Source organism: Chromobacterium sp. W521, from assembly GCF_052805975.1.
The window spans coordinates 34,394-53,033 of record NZ_JBRBAF010000005.1 but is presented as its reverse complement, the minus strand read 5'-3'; the positions used below and the strand labels follow the sequence as shown (position 1 = coordinate 53,033).

Genomic DNA, 18,640 nt, shown 5'->3' with positions numbered 1-18,640 from the left:
CGGCCGACGACACTCAGCATGCGCTGGACGCCGTCGGCCGTTGTCAAGCTAAGAACCTGTTTACGATCTGCTGCACGTCGGCGATACGGCGTTGAAAACGGCTTCGAAATGCTCATGTACCACACGTACATTCCGCTTTCTCAGCCATTTTCGCCTTGTCTCGCCTTAGCTCGCGAGATCGTAAACACGTTCTAAGAGACGGCTTATTCGTGCATCGCCAGGAAGCCCTTGAGCCGGCTTTCAATAATGCGCGGGTTTTCGCCGTTGGCGATGGAGACCAGGCCTTCCACCACCAGCTCTTTCAAGGCGACTTCCGAGGCGATCAGGTGCTTGAGCTTGTTGGCGATGGGCAGGAACAGCAAGTTGGCGGAGCCGACGCCGTAGACGGTGGCGACGAAGGCCACGGCGATCCCGGCGCCCAGTTTGGATGGGTCCGACAGGTTTTCCATTACGTGGATCAGGCCTAGTACCGCGCCCAGAATGCCCATGGTCGGCGCGTAGCCGCCGGCGGATTCCCAGATCCGCGCCGCTTGTTTGCGCGCGTGTTCGAACATGGAGATCTCCACGTCCATCACTGAACGCAAGGTGTCCGGCTCCGCGCCGTCCACCAGCATTTGCAGCGCCTTCTTGATGAAGGGATCTTTCTGAAGGTTGATGTAGCCTTCCAAAGCCAGCAGGCCGCCCTTGCGCGCGGTCTGGCTCCAGTTGATGATCTCGCGGATCATTTTGTCGTGGTCCAGCACCGGCGGCTGGAAAATCCATTTGAGCATGCGCACGCCGGCGGCGAATTGTTTGGGCGTGCTTTGCAGCATCACCGCGCTGATCGTGCCGCCGATGACGATCATGAAGGCGGTCAGCTGCATCAGGGAGCCGATGTTGCCGCCTTCCAGCGCCTGTCCCGCGATAATGGCGGTCAGGCCCATCAGAATGGCTACAATGCTTATTTTGTCCACGCGAAGTTCCGGTTTTTAATGTTATGCCGCGTCAGGGCGCGGAGGTTCAGAGCCAGTCCTTGATGCGCGCGCGCAGCCGGGCGATGGCCTGGCTGTGCAGTTGGCTGACCCGCGATTCGGAGACACCCAATACCGCGCCGATTTCCTTCAGGTTCAACTCCTGCTCATAGTACAAGGACATCACCAGCTGGTCGCGTTCCGGCAGTAGTTTGATGCCATCTATCAGCGCTTGGCGGAAGCCGCCGTCGGCCAGCGCGGCGAACGGGTCCGGAGAGTCCTCGTCGGCGACATTAGCCACCGCGTCCGGCAGCGCGTCCCCGTCGTCGTTGGAAAAATCCTCGAAATGCAGCAAGGTCATGCCGCGGCAATCGCCAAGCATGTCCTGGTATTGCTCCAGCTCCAGTCCCATCTGGGCCGCGATTTCCGACTCCAGAGGCGAGCGGCCCAGCTGATGTTCTAGCTGGCGGACGGCGTCCTCGATCTGGCGCGAGTGGCGGCGGGCTTGGCGCGGCATCCAGTCCTCGCGGCGCAGTTCGTCCAGCATCGCGCCGCGCACGCGTTGGCTGGCGAAGGTTTCGAACATGACGCCCTGGGCCGGATCGAACTGGCGCGCGGCCTCGATCAGGCCGATGACGCCGACCTGAATCAGGTCGTCGATGTCGACCGAGGCCGGCAGGCGGGCGATCATCATGCCGGCCAGCTTCTTGACCAGCGGCGCGTAAGCCTCCACGTCGATCTCGACGGGGGGCGAGGCGGCGACGTAGCCGGTTCGGCGTAAGGACGGCAAGGTCATAGCGGTTTGACTCCATCCGCCTCGGCCCAGTCGCGCGAGGCGGCAATCAACAAATCCATGAATCCGGTGCCGCTGCGCGGCGTTTCCTGGGTGTCCCACTGCGGCAGCACCGCGGCTAGCTGAGAGAAGGCCATCGCGGCCTCGCTGTCCGGAAACGCCTCCATCAGCGGCCGGCGCAGCGTCTGGCTGCGGCGCACCGCGTTGTCCATCGGCACAAAGCCTACCCAGCGCAGCGACACCGACAAGAATTCGCCGGTGGCGGCGGACAGCCGGGTGAACAGTTCGCGAGCTTCCTCCAGATGGCGCGCGCGGTTGATCAGCACATTGAAGCGCTGGCGGCCGTAGCTGCCGGACAACCTCTTGATATTAGCGTAGGCCGTTGTCAGCGACTCCGCCGCCGGCGTGAGTACTAATACCAAATTGTCCGCCACGCTGGCGGGCACCGGGTCGTGAGCGGGGCTGGGGGCGTCAACCAATAACACCGAGGCGTCGCGCTCCAGCGCGGCGAACTCGCTGCCCAAGCGCAGCCATAACTGGGCGGAGAACAGCGCGCGCTCTTCCGGGCGCGCGTAGAGATTGATCAACTGAATGCCTTGGCGCGAGCTCACCATCATCTCATCCAGCCCGCCCAGGGTCAGCACCTGGCTTTCCAGCGTGGCGGTGGTGGGCACGCCCAGCCGGCGCGCCTGCACTTGGCCCAGCGTGCAGTCCACCAGCAGCGGCCGCTGGCCGGCGTAGGCCAGGCCCAGCGCCAGTTCGGTGGCCAGAGTGCTGGCGCCGGCGCTGGCGGAACCGATGAAGGCGAAGCTGGGCGCGCGCGCGGACCGGGCGCTGAGCAGGCGGAGGCTGGCGGCTTGATCCTGCATCGCGCTTACAGCCATCCGGCCTGGGCCGCGTTCATGATGGGCAGTTCGTCGGCCTGAAGGGTGAAGGGGGAATGCTGCTGCTGCGAGCGCATCGCGCGGTCCACTAGGAAGCCGGCGTGGGCGGCGTGCAGGTCTTCCGGCACGCGCTGTCCGTTGGTGATGTAGAACAGACGCAGCCGGTTGCGGATGATTACGTCCAAGCTGGGGCCCATCGCCACGGATTCGTCTATTTTGGACAAGACGCAGCCGGTGAGGCCGTCGCCGCGATAGCGGCACACCACGTCTTCCAGCGTCTGACCGTCGGCGTTGGAGGCCAGCAGCAGCAGCCGCTCTATCGGCCGGCCGGCGGTGCGGAACATTTCAATCTGCGCCAGTACGCGGGCGTCGCGCTGGCCCATGCCCACGGTGTCGATGAAGACGATGTGGCGGTTGGAAAGATCCGCCAGCGTTAGCTGCAGATCGCCCTCGTTCTGGATGGAGAACACCGGGATGCCGAGAATCTTGCCGTAAATGCGCAATTGGTCCTGAGCGCCGATCCGGTAGCTGTCGGTGGTGATCAAAGCCACATGCTGGGCGCCGAAGCGCATGGTGGCGCGCGCCGCCAGCTTGGCCACGGTGGTGGTTTTGCCCACGCCGGTGGGGCCGACCAGCGCGTAGATGCCGCCGCGGTCCATGATTTCCTTGTCGGAGTCCGCGCACTTCAGGTTGTGCATCAGCGCCGAGCGCGCCCATTTGACCGCGACCTCGGCCTCGTACTGAGCCGGCATCTTTTCGATCAGTTGGCGGATCAGGTGGGCGGAAAAACCCATGGCCAGCAGGTGCTTGAACAATTCTAGGCGATTGGGCGCCTTGCCTTCCATATCGGACCAGGCGAAGCTGGCCAACTGGCTTTGCAGCAGGCTGCGCAGCAGTTTGATCTCGTCGCCGATCTGCTTGAGTTCCTGAGCCATCACCTCCGGCTCCTCGCCGTTGGTTGCGACGGGAGGCACAGCGGGGCGCGGCGGCGGGGCGCTTGGAGCCGGCGCTTGCGCGCGCGGCGCGGCGGCGGCTTGAGGCGCGGCTTGCGCGTATTGCTGTGGCGTATAGGAGGGCTGGACCGGCCGGGGCGCGGCCTGGGGTTCCGGCGCAAAGGCCGGTTCGATGCGCTGGCGCGGCTGTTGCGCCTCGATGCGCGGCGGCGGCGGGCTGTCCAGCGGCTCAACCGGCATCGCGTAAGTGCGGGCAATGGCGCGGTTGACCGCCGCTCCCGTCGGGGTGGGCAGCGGCGAGGGCGCGCGGTTGACCACCGGCGGCGCGTTGCGCGGCGGGTGCTTGCTGGAGGAGGTGGCCAGGTTGGTGGCGAGGTTGGCGACGTCGGCGTCCGCCACCGCCATGATTTCCACCCCTCCGCCCATGGTGGGGCGGTTGGACAAAATCAGGGCGTCCGCGCCCAGTTCTTCTCGAACTTGTCTGAGCGCGTCACGCGTGGTTTTGCCGAAAAACTTTTTCACCACCATGTTCGATTAGCCCTTGCTTCCCCCAATTACAGCAATTATACGAATTGATTTATTGTCCGGTATCTCATTATGAGAAATAACACGCAGCTGCGGCAGCGCGCGGCGCAAGAAGCGCGCGAGCAAGGGCCGCAGGCCCGGCGCGGTCAAGAGTACCGGATTGTACCCTTGAATTTCCACTTGTTCGGTTTCCTGGGCGGCGCTGGCCAGCAGATTTTCCGCCAGGCCGGGTTCCAGGCCGCCTCCGGTCTTGGACTGGACCGCCTGCATCAGCACATTTTCCAATGTCGGTTCCAGGGTCATCAAGGGTAATTCTTGCTCGCCGGGGAATAATTGCTGGACGATGACGCGGGACAAGGCGGTGCGGACGATGTTGGTCAGCTCGTCGATGTCCTGGGTGGTGGTCACGTGATCGGCCAGCGTTTCCAGTATGGTGCGGAAATCGCGGATGTGGATGCCTTCGGTCAACAACTGCTGCAGCACTTTTTGCAGCGTGCCCACCGGCACCACCTTGGGCACCAGGTCTTCGATCAGCTTGGGCGACTCCTTGGCCTGGTGATCAATCAAGGCCTGCACTTCCTCACGGCCCAGCAGCTCCGCCGCGTGGGTCTGCAGCAAGTTGGAGATGTGGGTGGCCACCACGGTGCTGGCGTCCACCACGGTGTAGCCCAGGCTCTGCGCCTCTTCGCGCTTGCCGGCGTCTATCCAGATCGCCGGCAGGCCGAAGGCCGGATCGGTGGTGGGAGTGCCGGTGAGTTCGCCGTTGACCCGGCCTGGATTGATGGCCAGGTATTGGCCGATGAAGGCTTCGCCGGTGCCCAGCTCCACGCCCTTGAGCAGGATGCGGTAGGCGTTGGGCTTGATTTCCAGATTGTCGCGGATATGGACCGGCGGCACCAGAAAGCCCAGCTCCTGCGCAATTTTTTTGCGGATGCCGCGGATGCGGCGTAGCAGCTCCCCGTCTTGGCTGCGGTCCACCAGCGGAATCAGCCGGTAACCCACCTCCATGCCCAGCTGGTCCACGTGCTGCACATCGTTCCAGCTCACCTCCGTCGTGGTGTGTTCCGGCGGCGGCGCGGCCTGTTGCTGCTGTTCGGCCTGCAGCGCCTCGGCTTTCTGGCGCTTCTCCATCACCCGGCCCAGCAGGCCCAGGCTGCCGGCGATCAGCAGGAAGGAGAAGTGGGGCATATTGGGAATCAGGCCGACCATGCCTATCACCGCGGCGGTGATATACAGCACTTGCGGCTTGGTGAACATCTGGCCGAGGAATTGCTCGGACATGTCCTTGTCGGTGCCCACGCGCGACACCACGATGCCGGCGGCGGTGGAGATGATGAGGGCGGGGATTTGCGCCACCAGACCGTCGCCGATGGTCAGCAGAGTATAGGTCTTGGCGGCGACGCCGGCGTCCAGATCATGCTGGACCATGCCGACGATCAGACCGCCCAAGATATTGATGACGATGATCAGGATGCCGGCCATGGCGTCGCCGCGCACGAACTTGGAGGCACCGTCCATCGCGCCGAAGAAGTTGGCTTCCTCCGCGATGGTGGAGCGGCGCGTGCGCGCTTCGTCCTCGCCGATCAGGCCGGCGTTGAGGTCGGCGTCGATCGCCATCTGTTTGCCGGGCATCGCGTCCAGCGTGAAGCGGGCGCTCACTTCGGCGATGCGGCCGGCGCCCTTGGTGATCACCACGAAGTTGATGATGGTGATGATGACGAACACTACGATGCCGATGGCGACGTTGTCGCCGATCAGGAAGTGGGCGAAGGATTCGATCACCTTGCCGGCGGCGTCCGGACCGGAGTGCCCCTCCAGCAGGATCACCCGGCTGGAGGCTACGTTCAGCGACAGCCGCAGCAGGGTGGTGACCAGCAGCACGGTGGGGAAGGCGGAAAAGTCCAGCGGTTTGCGCACGTTGATCCCCACCAGCAACACAATCACCGAGACGGCGATGTTGAAAGTGAAGAAAATGTCCAGCAGCACCGGAGGCAGCGGCAGCACCATCATCGCCAGAATCAGGATGATGAGCACGGGGCCGGCCAACTGGGTGACTTTGAAGCGCTTCAGTATGTCTAGTATGGAGTCCATGCTGGATTTATGGCTCAAGCCGGTCGAATCGGTTCGTCGACCTTATCATTATGGTGGCGTCGCATCTTGCTGGCGTTTGCTTTGCGGGTCAAGTTCGGCGGGCACGTCCAACTGGTCCGGGAACACCGGGGCCAGGCCGCCGTTGTCCTGGTAGCTCTTGAGCTGGAACACATAGGCCAGCACTTGGGCGGCGGCGGCGTAGAGCTTGGCGGGGATGTCGTCGCCTAGCTCGGCGTGGAAGTACAGCGCGCGGGCGAAGCTGGGCGAGCGCATGACGATGACGCGGTGCTCTTTGCCGGTGTCTATGATTTTTTCCGCCAGCTTAAGCGAGCCCTTGGCCACCACTTGCGGCGCGCGCATGCCGTCGTCGTACTTGATCGCCACCGCGTAGTGGGTAGGGTTGGTGACGATGACGTTGGCGCTGGGGATCTCCTGCATCATGCGTTTGCGGGCGGCTTCGCGCTGCATTTGGCGGATGCGGCCTTTGACCTCGGGCGAGCCTTCGGCTTCCTTGTATTCCTGCTTGACCTCTTCCTTGGTCATGCGCAGTTTCTTGTGATAGCTCCACAGCTGAAACGGCACGTCGATGGCCACCAGCAGAATCATCGCCGAAGTCACCACGAAGAAGGTGGTGATGATCATATCGGTCATCTTGGCGATGCCGGTAGGCAGGGGCATGGAAATCAAGCCTATGATCTCAGTGCGTTCGCGCCAGATGAACCAGGTGGCGATGCCGCCGATCAGCACGCTTTTGAGAATAGCCTTGACGGCCTCGGTGGCGGCGTTGACGGAGAACATGCGCTTGATGCCGGGCAGCGGGTTGAGTTTGCTGAATTTGGGTTCGATCGCTTTGAAAGTGAGGTTCCAGCCGCCCACCAGCATGGGCACGAACAGCGCCACCAGCGCAAGGCCGGTCAGCAGCGGAGCCAGGCTCCACAGCGCGCTGAAAATGGTTTCCTTGAAGCGGAGCAGCGCCGGCTCCACATTGCGCACCGTGGTCTGGTCGAAGGTGAGCAGGGCGCGCATGGTCTGCGCCAGATTGGCGGCGATATGGCCGCCCTGGGCCATCAGCAGCGCCACGCCGGCCATGGTGATGGCGAAGGTGGTCAGTTCCCGCGAGCGGGGGATGTTGCCGTCTTCGCGGGCGAGGCCCAGCCGTTTCGCGGTGGCGGGTTCGGTGCGTTCGAGGTCGGAATCTTCAGCCATGTCCGGTGTTTCATGCTTCTGTCTTGATTTTAAAGAGAATGGTAGCCGAAGCGGCGAGGCCGGGCCAGCTTTTCCGAGGCGGCTTCAAGTCGGGTACAATGGCGGCGTCAACGATGGAATGAACACAATGCGACAGTATCTCGACCTGATGCGCCATGTGCTGGAACATGGCCACGACAAGTCCGACCGCACCGGCACCGGCACCCGTTCGGTATTCGGCCACCAGATGCGCTTCGACCTGCAACAGGGTTTTCCGCTGATCACCACCAAGAAATGCCATCTGCGTTCCATCATCCACGAACTGCTGTGGTTCCTGTCCGGCGACACCAATATCCGCTATCTGAAGGAAAACGGCGTGTCGATCTGGGATGAGTGGGCAGACGAAAACGGCGATTTGGGGCCGGTCTACGGCTACCAGTGGCGCAGCTGGCCTGCGCCGGACGGCCGTCACATCGACCAGATCGCCAATGTGGTGGCGATGATCAAGAACAATCCGGATTCGCGCCGCTTGATCGTGTCGGCCTGGAACCCGGCGCTGGTGGATGAGATGGCGCTGCCCCCCTGCCACAGCCTGTTCCAGTTCTACGTGGCCGACGGCAAGCTGTCCTGCCAGCTCTATCAGCGCTCCGCCGATATCTTCCTGGGGGTGCCCTTCAATATCGCCAGTTACGCCTTGCTGACCATGATGATGGCGCAAGTGTGCGGGCTGCAAGCGGGCGAGTTTGTGCATACCCTGGGCGATGCGCACCTGTACAGCAACCATCTGGAGCAGGCCGAGCTGCAACTGTCCCGCGAGCCGCGCGCCTTGCCGACGCTCAAACTCAATCCGCAGGTCAAGGATATCTTCGGCTTCAAGTTCGAGGATTTCGAACTGGAAGGCTACGATCCGCATCCGCATATCAAAGCGGCGGTGGCGGTATGACGGCGGCGGGAAGGCCGCGCTTGACCCTGGTGGCGGCGATGGCGGCCAAGCGGGTGATAGGCATAGACAACCGCTTGCCTTGGCATTTGCCGGAGGATCTCAAGCATTTCAAGGCGGTGACGCTGGGCAAGCCGGTGATCATGGGCCGCAAGACCTGGGATTCGATCGGCCGGCCCTTGCCGGACCGCCGCAACATCGTGGTGACGCGCCAAGCGGATTGGAGCGCCGACGGCGCGGAGGCCGCGCATTCGCTGGAGCAGGCGCTGGCTTTGGCCGGCGCGGTGGAAGAGGTGTGTTTGATCGGCGGCGCCGAGCTGTACCGCCAGGCGATCTCCAGCGCGGACTGCCTGCGGCTGACCGAGATCGCCGGAGAGTATCCGGGCGACGCCCATTTCCCCGAGGTGTCCGCCGAACTCTGGCGCGAGGACCGCCGCGAGGCGCACGTCAGCGCCGATGGCCTGGCTTACGCCTTCGTCGATTACCTGCGGCGTTGAGGCCGGCAGGGTCTCCAATTCAAAAAGCCCGCGGCAACGCGGGCTTTTTGTGTCGCCGCGATTTTTTACATTCGCGCGATCATCGCGTCGCCAAAGGCGGAGCAACTGACTTCGACGGCCCCGTCCATCAGGCGGGCGAAGTCGTAAGTCACCTGCTTGTCGGCGATGGCGGCTTCCATCGCCTTGATCACCAGATCGGCGGCCTCCTTCCAACCGAGGTGGCGCAGCATCATTTCTGCGGACAGGATCAGCGAACCGGGATTGACTTTGTCCTGGCCCGCGTATTTGGGCGCTGTGCCGTGGGTGGCTTCAAACACCGCGTATTGATCCGAAATGTTGGCGCCGGGCGCGATGCCAATGCCGCCCACCTGCGCGGCTAGCGCGTCGGAGATGTAGTCGCCGTTCAGGTTCAGCGTGGCCACCACGTCGTATTCCGCCGGGCGCAGCAGGATTTGCTGCAGGAAGGCGTCGGCGATGGCGTCCTTGATCATGATGTCGCGGCCAGTCTTCGGGTTTTTGAACGCACACCACGGGCCGCCATCGACAGGCGTCGCGCCGAATTCGTCCTTCGCCAGAGCGTAGGCCCAGTCGCGGAAGCCGCCCTCGGTATACTTCATGATGTTGCCCTTGTGCACGATGGTCACGCTCTTGCGGTCGTTGTCTATCGCGTAGCGGATGGCTGCGCGCACCAGGCGTTCGGTGCCGTCTTTGGACACCGGCTTGATGCCGATGCCCGAGGATTCTGGAAAGCGAATCTTCTTCACGCCCATTTCGTCCTGAAGGAAGGCGATTACTTTCTTGGCGGCGTCGCTGCCCGCTTGCCATTCGATGCCGGCATAGATGTCTTCGGTATTCTCTCGGAAGATCACCATATCGGTCAGTTCCGGCTGTTTCAGCGGCGAGGGCACGCCCTTGAAGTAACGCACCGGACGCACGCACTGGTACAGGTCCAACTCCTGGCGCAGCGCCACGTTGAGCGAACGGATGCCGCCGCCCACCGGGGTGGTCATCGGTCCTTTGATGGACACCGAATACGTTTTCAATGCGTCGAAGGTTTCTTTCGGCAGCCATTCATCCGGGCCATAGAGCCGGGTGGATTTTTCGCCGGCGTACACTTCCATCCAATGAATCTTTTTCTTGCCGCCATAGGCTTTGGTCACCGCGGCGTCTATCACCTTGATCATTACCGGGGTGATGTCCACGCCTATGCCGTCGCCTTCGATGAAAGGAATGATCGGATGGTCGGGCGCCGGCTGGCCGGGGATGATCTTCTCGCCGTTAGCCGGAACCTTGATATGGGTGACGCTCATACTTTCTCTCCTGAGGGTGGGGTGCGCAACGGCACGCCGCTGGGCAGGCTCGTATTTTGATTATCTATGAAAAATCATGAAAAGCTTGCCGCCTGCGTCGCTGACACGGCGCAAAAAAAACGCCAAGACATAGGTCTTGGCGTTTTGTCGGACGGGAAGTTCCCGGGGGGACTGGGAAGGGTTTAGCCGAGCACGGCGGCCAGCGCGGCATTGAAGCTGGCGCTTGGGCGCATCACGGCGCCGCACTTGGCCGCGTCGGGATGGTAATAGCCGCCGATGTCGGCCGCTTTGCCCTGCACGGCTTTCAACTCGTCCAGGATTTTCTGCTCGTTGCTAGCCAGGTTTTGGGCGAGCGGGGCGAAGCGGGCCTGCAGCTCTTTATCCTCGGACTGTTCCGCCAGTGCCTGGGCCCAGTACAGGGTCAGGTAGAACTGGCTGCCGCGGTTGTCCAGCTCGCCGGTGCGGCGCGACGGGGACTTGTTCTCGTCCAGCAGTTTGCCGGTGGCGAGGTCCAGCGTCTTGGCCAAGATCTTGGCTTTGCCGTTGCCTGTCTTGATGCCCAGCTCTTCCAAGGACACCGCCAGCGCCAGGAACTCGCCCAGGCTGTCCCAACGCAGATGGTTTTCCTCCAGCAGCTGTTGCACGTGCTTGGGCGCGGAACCGCCTGCGCCGGTCTCGTACATGCCGCCGCCTGCCATCAGGGGCACGATGGACAGCATTTTGGCCGAGGTGCCCAGTTCCATGATGGGGAACAGGTCGGTCAGGTAGTCGCGCAGGATGTTGCCGGTCACCGAGATGGTGTCCAGGCCGCGCGCCACGCGCTCCAGGGTGTAACGCATTGCGCGAACCTGGGACATGATGTGGATTTCCAGGCCGCTGGTGTCGTGATCCTTCAGGTAGGCGTGGACCTTCTTGATCAGTTCGTTCTCGTGCGGGCGGTACGGGTCCAGCCAGAACACCGCCGGCATGCCGGAGTTGCGGGCGCGGGTGACGGCCAGCTTGACCCAGTCGCGGATAGGCGCGTCCTTCACCTGGCACATGCGCCAGATATCGCCTTGCTCGACGTTCTGCGACAGCAGCACTTCGCCGGTGGCGAGGTCGACGATGTTGGCGACGCCATCTTCCTGGATTTCAAAAGTCTTGTCGTGGGAGCCGTACTCTTCGGCCTTCTGAGCCATCAGGCCGACGTTGGGCACGGTGCCCATGGTTTTGGGATCAAAATTGCCGTGCCATTTGCAGAAGTTGATCATCTCCTGATAAATGCGGGCGAAGGTGGACTCCGGCATGACGGCCTTGGCGTCGTAAGGTTTGCCGTCGGCCCCCCACATCTTGCCGCCAGCACGTATCATCGCCGGCATCGAGGCATCCACGATCACGTCGTTGGGCGAGTGGAAGTTGGTGATGCCCTTGGCCGAATCCACCATGGCCAGGCGCGGGCGGTGCTCCTGGCAGGCGTGCAGGTCGCGGATGATTTCTTCACGCTTGGAAGCCGGCAGGGTTTCGATTTTCTCGTACAGGGTGGCCATGCCGTTGTTGACGTTGACGCCCAGCTCTTCGAACAGCTTGCCGTGTTTTTCGAAGGCTTCCTTGTAGTAGATCTTGACGCAGTGGCCGAACACGATGGGGTGGGACACCTTCATCATGGTGGCTTTGACGTGCAGGGAGAACAGGATGCCGGATTCGCGGCAGTCTTCCATTTCGCGCTCGTAGAAGTCGCACAGCGCCTTCTTGCTCATGAACATGGAGTCGATGATCTCTCCGGCCTGCAGCGCGACTTTGGGTTTGAGCACGATGGTCTGGCCGCTTTTGGTGGTCAGTTCCATCTTCACGTCGCGCGCCTTGTCCAGCGTCATCGACTTCTCGCCGTGGTAGAAGTCGCCGTGGTGCATATGGGAGACGTGGGTTTGCGACCACTGCTTCCATTCGCCCATCGAGTGCGGATGCTTCTTGGCGTAGTTTTTCACCGCCAGCGGCGCGCGACGATCGGAATTGCCTTCGCGCAGCACGGGGTTCACCGCGGAACCGAGGCATTTGGCGTAGCGGTCCTTAATGGCTTTGTCGGCGTCGGAGGCCGGGTTTTCCGGATAGTCCGGCAGCGGGTAGCCCTTGGCCTGCAATTCTTTGACGCAGGCGATCAATTGGGCCACGGAGGCGCTGATATTGGGCAGCTTGATGATGTTGGTGTCGGGGTGCTGGGTCAGTTTGCCCAGTTCGGCCAGCGTGTTCGGCACTTTCTGTTCGTCGGCCAGATAGTCGGGGAATTCGGCCAGGACGCGCGCGGCCAGCGAAATGTCGGCAGTGGCGACTTCAATGCCGGCGGAGCCGGCGAAGGCTTGCACGACCGGCAGGAAGGCGCTGGTGGCCAGCGCCGGCGCTTCGTCGGTCAGGGTGTAGATGATTTTGGGCTGTTCCGAAGGCATTACTCTATCTCCTTTTATCTTGTGACGACAGAACGGTTGCGCAGGGCGCTGCCGGCGCATGGAAAGACCTTGGAAAGGCGGATGGCGGTTCAGGCGACGCGGCCTGAACACGGTCCGGAGACTCTCGGGTAATTTTCAAAAGCGAATTATACCTCTCCGCGCGCGCTTGGCTCGCTGCGCATTTGAACTTTTATGCTTGATAACTGCGCGGCAGGGGTTCGAATGCGAATTATAGGCCGCGCCTGGAGCGTCTTCGCCGGCAAACTTGCGGCGCGCGGCGGCAGGCTCTTGTATCATTCGCCTCATTCTTTTCTCGCCGCTCTTCATGCCATGCCCCGACTCATCCTGCTCAACAAGCCCTACGGCGTCATCTGCCAGTTTTCAGAGCATCCCAAGCATCCGACGCTCAAGTCCTGCGTGCCGTTGCCGGGCGTGTACCCGGCGGGCAGGCTGGACACCGACAGCGAAGGCCTGCTGCTTTTGACGGGCGACGGCGAATTGCAACACCGCATCGCCAATCCGCGCTGGAAGCTGCCCAAGACCTATTGGGTGCAGGTGGAGGGACAGATCCGCGACGAACAACTGGAGCAACTGCGCCGCGGCGTCGACCTGGGCGATTTCACCACCCAGCCGGCACAGGCGCGGCGCATCGACGCGCCCGCGCTGTGGGAACGCACGCCGCCGGTGCGTTTTCGCAAGACGGTGCCGGACGGCTGGCTGGAGATCGTCATCAGCGAGGGCAAGAACCGCCAGGTGCGGCGCATGACCGCCAAAGTGGGGCTGCCGACGTTGCGCCTGGTGCGGGCGGCGATAGGACCGTGGACGCTGGACGGCCTGCAGCCGGGGGAGATGCGCGAGCTGGAGGTGGATCTTGCGGATTTGCCGAGGGTGTCGCATGCTCAGCGCATCGCCAAGCCCGGCGCGCAGCCGCGCGGCGCCGGCGGGGCCCGGCGCGGAGGCCCGCGCAAGCCCTGAGTGAGGGCGCGGCCGTTGGCGATTCCAGAGGGCGAGCGCATGCAGATTCCCGAGTACTACAACCCGGTGGCGCGCGATATCGCACAGGCGCTGGTGGACGGTTTCGACAAGCATTACCGCCTGTTCCGCGAGTGTAATCGCGGCGCCAAGGATTTGTTCGAGTCCGGGGACTGGCAAGGGGTGCAAAAGGCGGTTCGCGACCGTATCCAGTTCTACGACGAACGGGTGGCGGAAACGGTGGCGAGGCTGCATGGCGAATTCCACGCCGATCTGCTGGACGACGAGATCTGGCAGCAGGCCAAGCTTTACTTCATCGGCCTGTTGGCCAATCACAAGCAACCGGAGTGCGCGGAAACCTTCTTCAATTCCGTGTTCACCCGCATCTTGCACCGTGATTACTTCAACAACGATTTCATCTTCATCCGGCCGGCGATCTCCACCGAGTACATCGAGTCAGACCCGCCGTCCTACCGCAGCTATTACCCCGCGCGCGAGGGCCTGCGGCAGGCATTGCGTCGCATCGTCGAGGACTTTGGCTGGCGGCGGCCGTTCACCTGGCTGCGGCGGGACATCGCCCTGCTGTTGCGCCAGGCGGAGTCCTTTCTGGAGGGGGGCTGGCCGCAGCCGGAGGCCAATTGTCAGATACAGGTGCTGTCGTCGCCGTTCTACCGCAATAAGACCGCTTATGTGTTCGGCAAGGTAATCAACGGCGGCGCGCATTACCCATTCGCAGTCCCGGTATTGCACGACGCACTGGGCGGGCTGTACCTGGATACCTTGCTGCTGGAGCCCTGGCGCATCGGCGTGCTGTTCTCCTTCAGCCGCGCTTACTTCCTGGTGGATATGGAGGTGCCGTCCGCTTATGTGCAGTTCCTGCGAGGGATGCTGCCGGGCAAGACCAAGGCTGAGCTCTACACCATGCTGGGGCTGCAGAAACAGGGCAAGAACACCTTCTACCGCGACTTCATCCAGCACCTGAAACATTCCAACGACAGTTTCGTCATCGCGCCCGGCATCCGCGGCCTGGTGATGCTGGTATTCACTCTGCCGTCCTATCCCTATGTGTTCAAGCTGATCAAGGACGTGTTCGGCGGACCAAAGGAAGTGGACCGGGCCACGGTGAAGGCAAAGTACCAGCTGGTGAAGCGCCATGACCGGGTGGGACGGCTGGCGGATACGCTGGAATTTTCCAATGTGGCGTTTCCCAAGGCGCGCTTCACCGAAGAGTTGCTGCGGGAGTTGCGCGAGCAAGCGCCGTCGATGATGGAGGAGGGCGCTGAGCAGGTGGTGATCAAGCACTTGTACATCGAGCGGCGGCTGAAGCCGTTGAATCTCTACCTGATGAATTGCGAACCGGCGGAGAAGGCGCGGGCGGTGCGCGATTACGGCCTGGCGATCAAGGAGCTGGCGGCGGCGAATATTTTCCCCGGCGACATGTTGTTCAAGAACTTTGGCGTGACGCGTTACGGGCGGGTAATTTTCTACGACTACGACGAGATCGAATACCTGAGCGACTGCCATTTCCGGCCGATTCCGGAGGCGCCTAACCCGGAAATGGAGATGTCCGGCGAGGTTTGGTACCCTGTGGCGCGCAATGATGTGTTTCCCGAGGAGTTCGGCGTTTTTCTATTGGGCGACCCCGAGGTCAGGCAGGTTTTTCTGCGCCATCACCGGGATTTGCTGAGTCCCGAGTTTTGGCAGCTGCGCCAGCGCCGCATCCGCGCCGGCCACATCGAAGATTTTTACCCTTATCCGGAGGAGATGCGTTTCATCAATGCTTATCCGCGGTTTTACCGGCTGGAGCGGGCGGCCTGGCCAAGGGAGGATTAGGGCAAGAAAAACGGGGAAGCGAAAGCTTCCCCGTTTTGGGTGTTGAACGCGGCCAACTTGGTTGTGCCGACGTTAAGCGCGATGGCTGTCCTCGAAGTAGGCGATCGGCCCGGCGCTGGTTAAACCGATGTGGAAAGTTGAGCTTTCCGGGAAGGTTTCGCCTATGCTTTCCGCGGCGCGCACGATCTCGTACAGCACTTCCACTTCCTTGAATTTTCGGGTGATGTTGTCATTGCCCTGCAACCAGGCCCGGATTTCCTCGGCATGCGGGTGGTTGTTTTCCAAGTCCAACTGGCAGGCCGGCGTGCTGATCAGACTGATCGCAGGCGGCATGCTGATGTCCAGTTGTTTCAATTGTTGGCTCGCCAGTTCGGCGAAGCTGGACAATTCGAGGTTGGCCCGCTCGCGGATGGAGGAAAGGGCAATGCTTCCATCGTCCGTGACCTGACTGAACAGTGTGACCAGGCCCGGGGCGGTGGCAGTGTTTTCAAGCGACATTGTTGTTGCTCCTGTCTCGGATGTTACCTTCTAGTAATATAGGAAACGTCCCCGGGTCTGGCCTGGTCATTTGGCCAGTTTCTTTAATTCGTAGAGCAGGGCCTGGGCTTCCCGTGGCGAGAGATCGTCTAGATCGACCTCCAGAAGGCGTTCGACTGCCGGATTCGCTTCAGGTTCCACAGTTGTCGTCGCGGGTAAACTGATAAATAGGTCTGGCTGCACGCGGCTGGCGGAGTGGTTCTCCAATTCAGTCAGATAGCGACGCGCCTCGCGGATCACTTTGCCGGGCACGCCGGCCAGCTGAGCCACCGCCAAGCCATAGCTCTGGCTGGCCGGGCCTTCCTCCACATGGTGCAGAAACACGATGCGGTCCTTGTGCTCCACGGCGGACAGGTGGACGTTGGCGACGCTGGGGTACTCGCTTTCCAGGCTGGTCAGCTCGAAATAATGGGTGGCGAACAGCGTATAGGCGCGGCTTTTCTCTATCAGCGCCTTGGCGATGGCCCAGGCCAGCGCCAGGCCGTCGAAAGTGGAGGTGCCGCGGCCCACTTCATCCATCAGCACCAACGAGTGTTCGGAGGCGTTGTTGAGGATGTTGGCGGTTTCGGTCATCTCCACCATGAAGGTGGAGCGGCCGCCGGCCAGGTCGTCGGAAGCGCCGATGCGGGTGAAGATACGGTCTATCGGTCCAATCACCGCGCGTTGGGCCGGTACGAAGCTGCCGACGTGCGCCATCAGCGTAATCAGCGCGTTCTGGCGCATATAGGTGGATTTACCGCCCATGTTCGGGCCAGTGATCAGCAGCAGTTTGCGGGTGTCGGACAGCCGGGTGTCGTTGGCGATGAAGCGTTCCACTTCCGCCTCCACCACAGGGTGGCGGCCTTCGATGATTTCCAGCCGAGGCTCGGCCACGAACTCCGGCTCCACGTAGTTGTTGACGCTGGCGCGCTCGGCGAAGGCGGACAGCACGTCTAGTCCGGCCACCGCTTGAGCTATCAGCTTCAGGTCGGGTATGTGCGGCGCCAGTTGATCCAGCAGGTCTTCGTACAGTTGCTTTTCCAGCGCCAGCGCGCGGTCTTGCGCGGACAGCGCCTTGTCTTCGAACTCCTTCAGTTCAGGCGTGATGTAGCGCTCGGCGTTCTTCAGCGTCTGGCGGCGGCGGTAGTCGTCCGGCACCTTGTCGCCTTGGGCCTTGGTGACTTCGATGTAGAAGCCGTGCACGCGGTTGAACTCGACTTTCAGGGTGGGGATGCCGGTGCGTTCTTTTTCGCGGGCTTCCAGCGCCAGCAGAAAGGCGCCGCAGTCGGTCTGGATCGCGCGCAATTCGTCCAGCGTGGCGTTGAGGCCGTGATTGATCACGCCGCCGTCGCGAAGGAAGGTGGAGGGCTCGGGCAGGATGGCCTGGCTGAGCATGGTTTCCACTGGGGAATCGTCCGGCAGCAGGCGCGCCAGTTCGCCCAGCAGTTCTGCGTCGAGATTGGCGGCCAGCCGTTTGACGCCGGTCAACGCCTTCAGCGAATCGCGCAGCGCGGCCAGGTCGCGCGGGCGGGCGCTGCGCAGGGCGATGCGGGCGGTGATGCGTTCGATGTCAGCCACTTCGCGCAGCTGGGCGTGGGCGTCGTCGTAGGCCGGCAGCAAGGCGCGCACCGCTTCCAGCCGGCGCGACAGCTTGCCGTGACTGCGGATGGGGTGATGCAGCCAATGGCGCAGCAGACGGCTACCCATGCTGGTGGCGCAGCCGTCCAGCAGCGAGGCCAGCGTCGGAGACGGCTCGCCGCGTATGGTTTCGGTCAGTTCCAGGTTGCGGCGGGTGGCGCCGTCCATGCGGATCAACTCGCCGGCGTCCTCCACCGCCAGATTGGCGATATGAGCCGGGTTGACGCTCTGAGTGGTCTTGACGTATTCCAGCAGCGCGCCGGCGGCGCCCACCGCCACTGGCAGGGTGTCGGCGCCGAAGCCGGCCAAGTCGCGGGTGCCGAAGTGCCGGGTCAGCGTCATCTGCGCCGACTCGATGTCGAACTGCCACGGCGGCAGCTTTTTCTTGGGCGTGGCCACGGTTTCGAACACATTGAGGCCGGTGTCGTCCGGGATCACCAGTTCGGCGGGTTTCAAGCGCTCCAGCTCGCTGTGGAGCTCGTCCACCCGGGTCTGCAATACTTTGAACTCGCCGCTGGCGAGCGATAGCCAGGCCAGGCCCAGCACGCCCTTGACCATGTTCACCGCCATCACCAGGTTGTCGCGCTTGTCGTCCAGCAAAGCGGCGTCGGTCAGGGTGCCGGGGGTGACGATGCGCACCACCTTGCGTTCCACCGGCCCTTTGGACAAGGCCGGGTCGCCAATTTGCTCGGCGATGGCGACGGACTCGCCCATTTTGACCAGGCGCGCCAGATAGCCTTCGGCGGCGTGATAGGGCACGCCGGCCATCTTGATCGGGTTGCCGCCGCTGGCGCCGCGGGTGGTCAGGGTGATGTCGAGCAAGCGCGCAGCCTTCTCCGCGTCCTCATAGAACAGTTCGTAGAAGTCCCCCATGCGGTAGAAAACCAGCTTGTCGGCGTGTTCGCGTTTGATGGCTAGGTATTGCTGCATCATCGGGGTGTGCTGTGGCGTGCTCATTGGCTGTGGGCTCTTATGAATGGACAACAGGATGCCGTGGCCTTTGCCCGCGGATCAAGGGCGCGCGGGCGCCAGAGCATCCCTGATTAATGTTTCGACCCCGCGCGCGGCGGGGCTTTTGGAGAGTCGGCGCTATTTTAGCGCAGCCCGACTGCGGCGTCAGCCGTGCAGGCACA

The 18,640-nt window shown here is 62.6% G+C and carries 14 protein-coding genes; 4 read left to right on the top strand and 10 right to left on the bottom strand.

Annotation, left to right across the window (positions count from 1 at the left end; all coding sequences use genetic code 11):
- Positions 1–203 precede the first annotated feature (203 nt).
- From ACUXV1_RS08720 to flhB, 6 genes are read right to left on the bottom strand one after another with little or no spacing between them, the layout of a single operon-like run.
- Positions 204–953: a flagellar motor protein gene (locus ACUXV1_RS08720; protein WP_043642231.1), complete on the bottom strand. Its 750-nt coding sequence runs from the start codon at positions 951–953 to the stop codon at positions 204–206.
- Between the two features lie 46 nt (positions 954–999).
- Positions 1,000–1,746, bottom strand: coding sequence for an RNA polymerase sigma factor FliA (locus tag ACUXV1_RS08715; RefSeq protein ID WP_081554832.1), 747 nt, complete (start codon positions 1,744–1,746; stop codon positions 1,000–1,002).
- Complete coding sequence (locus tag ACUXV1_RS08710; RefSeq protein ID WP_043642233.1) at positions 1,743–2,612, bottom strand: MinD/ParA family ATP-binding protein; 870 nt, start codon at positions 2,610–2,612, stop codon at positions 1,743–1,745. The genes ACUXV1_RS08715 and ACUXV1_RS08710 overlap by 4 nt, the downstream gene beginning before the upstream one ends.
- 5 nt (positions 2,613–2,617) lie before the next feature.
- Positions 2,618–4,108 (bottom strand): flagellar biosynthesis protein FlhF, encoded by a 1,491-nt coding sequence (gene flhF / locus ACUXV1_RS08705; protein ID WP_446015156.1) that lies wholly within the window; start codon positions 4,106–4,108, stop codon positions 2,618–2,620.
- A gap of 6 nt (positions 4,109–4,114) precedes the next feature.
- The gene (flhA, locus tag ACUXV1_RS08700; RefSeq protein ID WP_446015155.1) at positions 4,115–6,196 is read right to left on the bottom strand and encodes a flagellar biosynthesis protein FlhA; all 2,082 of its coding nucleotides are present in this window, start codon (positions 6,194–6,196) and stop codon (positions 4,115–4,117) included.
- A gap of 48 nt (positions 6,197–6,244) precedes the next feature.
- Positions 6,245–7,402 carry a flagellar biosynthesis protein FlhB gene (flhB, locus tag ACUXV1_RS08695; protein ID WP_043590786.1) on the bottom strand — a complete coding sequence of 386 codons (1,158 nt, stop codon included), beginning with the start codon at positions 7,400–7,402 and terminating at the stop codon, positions 6,245–6,247.
- Positions 7,403–7,529: 127 nt separating this feature from the next.
- Between flhB and ACUXV1_RS08690 the strand changes: the two genes are divergently transcribed.
- Positions 7,530–8,324 carry a thymidylate synthase gene (locus tag ACUXV1_RS08690; protein WP_043642239.1) on the top strand — a complete coding sequence of 265 codons (795 nt, stop codon included), beginning with the start codon at positions 7,530–7,532 and terminating at the stop codon, positions 8,322–8,324.
- A complete protein-coding gene (locus ACUXV1_RS08685; RefSeq protein WP_446015154.1) occupies positions 8,321–8,818 on the top strand; it encodes a dihydrofolate reductase in 498 nt (165 codons plus the stop codon). Before ACUXV1_RS08690 ends, ACUXV1_RS08685 begins: the two co-directional genes overlap by 4 nt.
- A gap of 65 nt (positions 8,819–8,883) precedes the next feature.
- Here ACUXV1_RS08685 and icd read toward each other — a convergent pair whose 3' ends face one another.
- Both icd and ACUXV1_RS08675 read right to left on the bottom strand, forming a co-directional pair.
- A complete protein-coding gene (icd, locus tag ACUXV1_RS08680) occupies positions 8,884–10,128 on the bottom strand; it encodes an NADP-dependent isocitrate dehydrogenase (RefSeq protein ID WP_446015152.1) in 1,245 nt (414 codons plus the stop codon).
- Between the two features lie 182 nt (positions 10,129–10,310).
- On the bottom strand, positions 10,311–12,548 hold the full coding sequence (locus ACUXV1_RS08675) for an NADP-dependent isocitrate dehydrogenase (protein WP_081554835.1): 2,238 nt from the start codon (positions 12,546–12,548) through the stop codon (positions 10,311–10,313).
- A gap of 330 nt (positions 12,549–12,878) precedes the next feature.
- Between ACUXV1_RS08675 and ACUXV1_RS08670 the strand changes: the two genes are divergently transcribed.
- Complete coding sequence (locus ACUXV1_RS08670; protein ID WP_446015150.1) at positions 12,879–13,523, top strand: pseudouridine synthase; 645 nt, start codon at positions 12,879–12,881, stop codon at positions 13,521–13,523.
- 39 nt (positions 13,524–13,562) lie between these two features.
- Positions 13,563–15,353, top strand: coding sequence for a bifunctional isocitrate dehydrogenase kinase/phosphatase (gene aceK, locus ACUXV1_RS08665; RefSeq protein WP_446015148.1), 1,791 nt, complete (start codon positions 13,563–13,565; stop codon positions 15,351–15,353).
- A 72-nt stretch (positions 15,354–15,425) separates the two neighbouring features.
- Here aceK and ACUXV1_RS08660 read toward each other — a convergent pair whose 3' ends face one another.
- Positions 15,426–15,851, bottom strand: coding sequence for a hypothetical protein (locus tag ACUXV1_RS08660; protein ID WP_043642250.1), 426 nt, complete (start codon positions 15,849–15,851; stop codon positions 15,426–15,428).
- 66 nt (positions 15,852–15,917) lie between these two features.
- Complete coding sequence (mutS, locus tag ACUXV1_RS08655) at positions 15,918–18,464, bottom strand: DNA mismatch repair protein MutS (RefSeq protein ID WP_107731544.1); 2,547 nt, start codon at positions 18,462–18,464, stop codon at positions 15,918–15,920.
- Positions 18,465–18,640 lie beyond the last annotated feature (176 nt).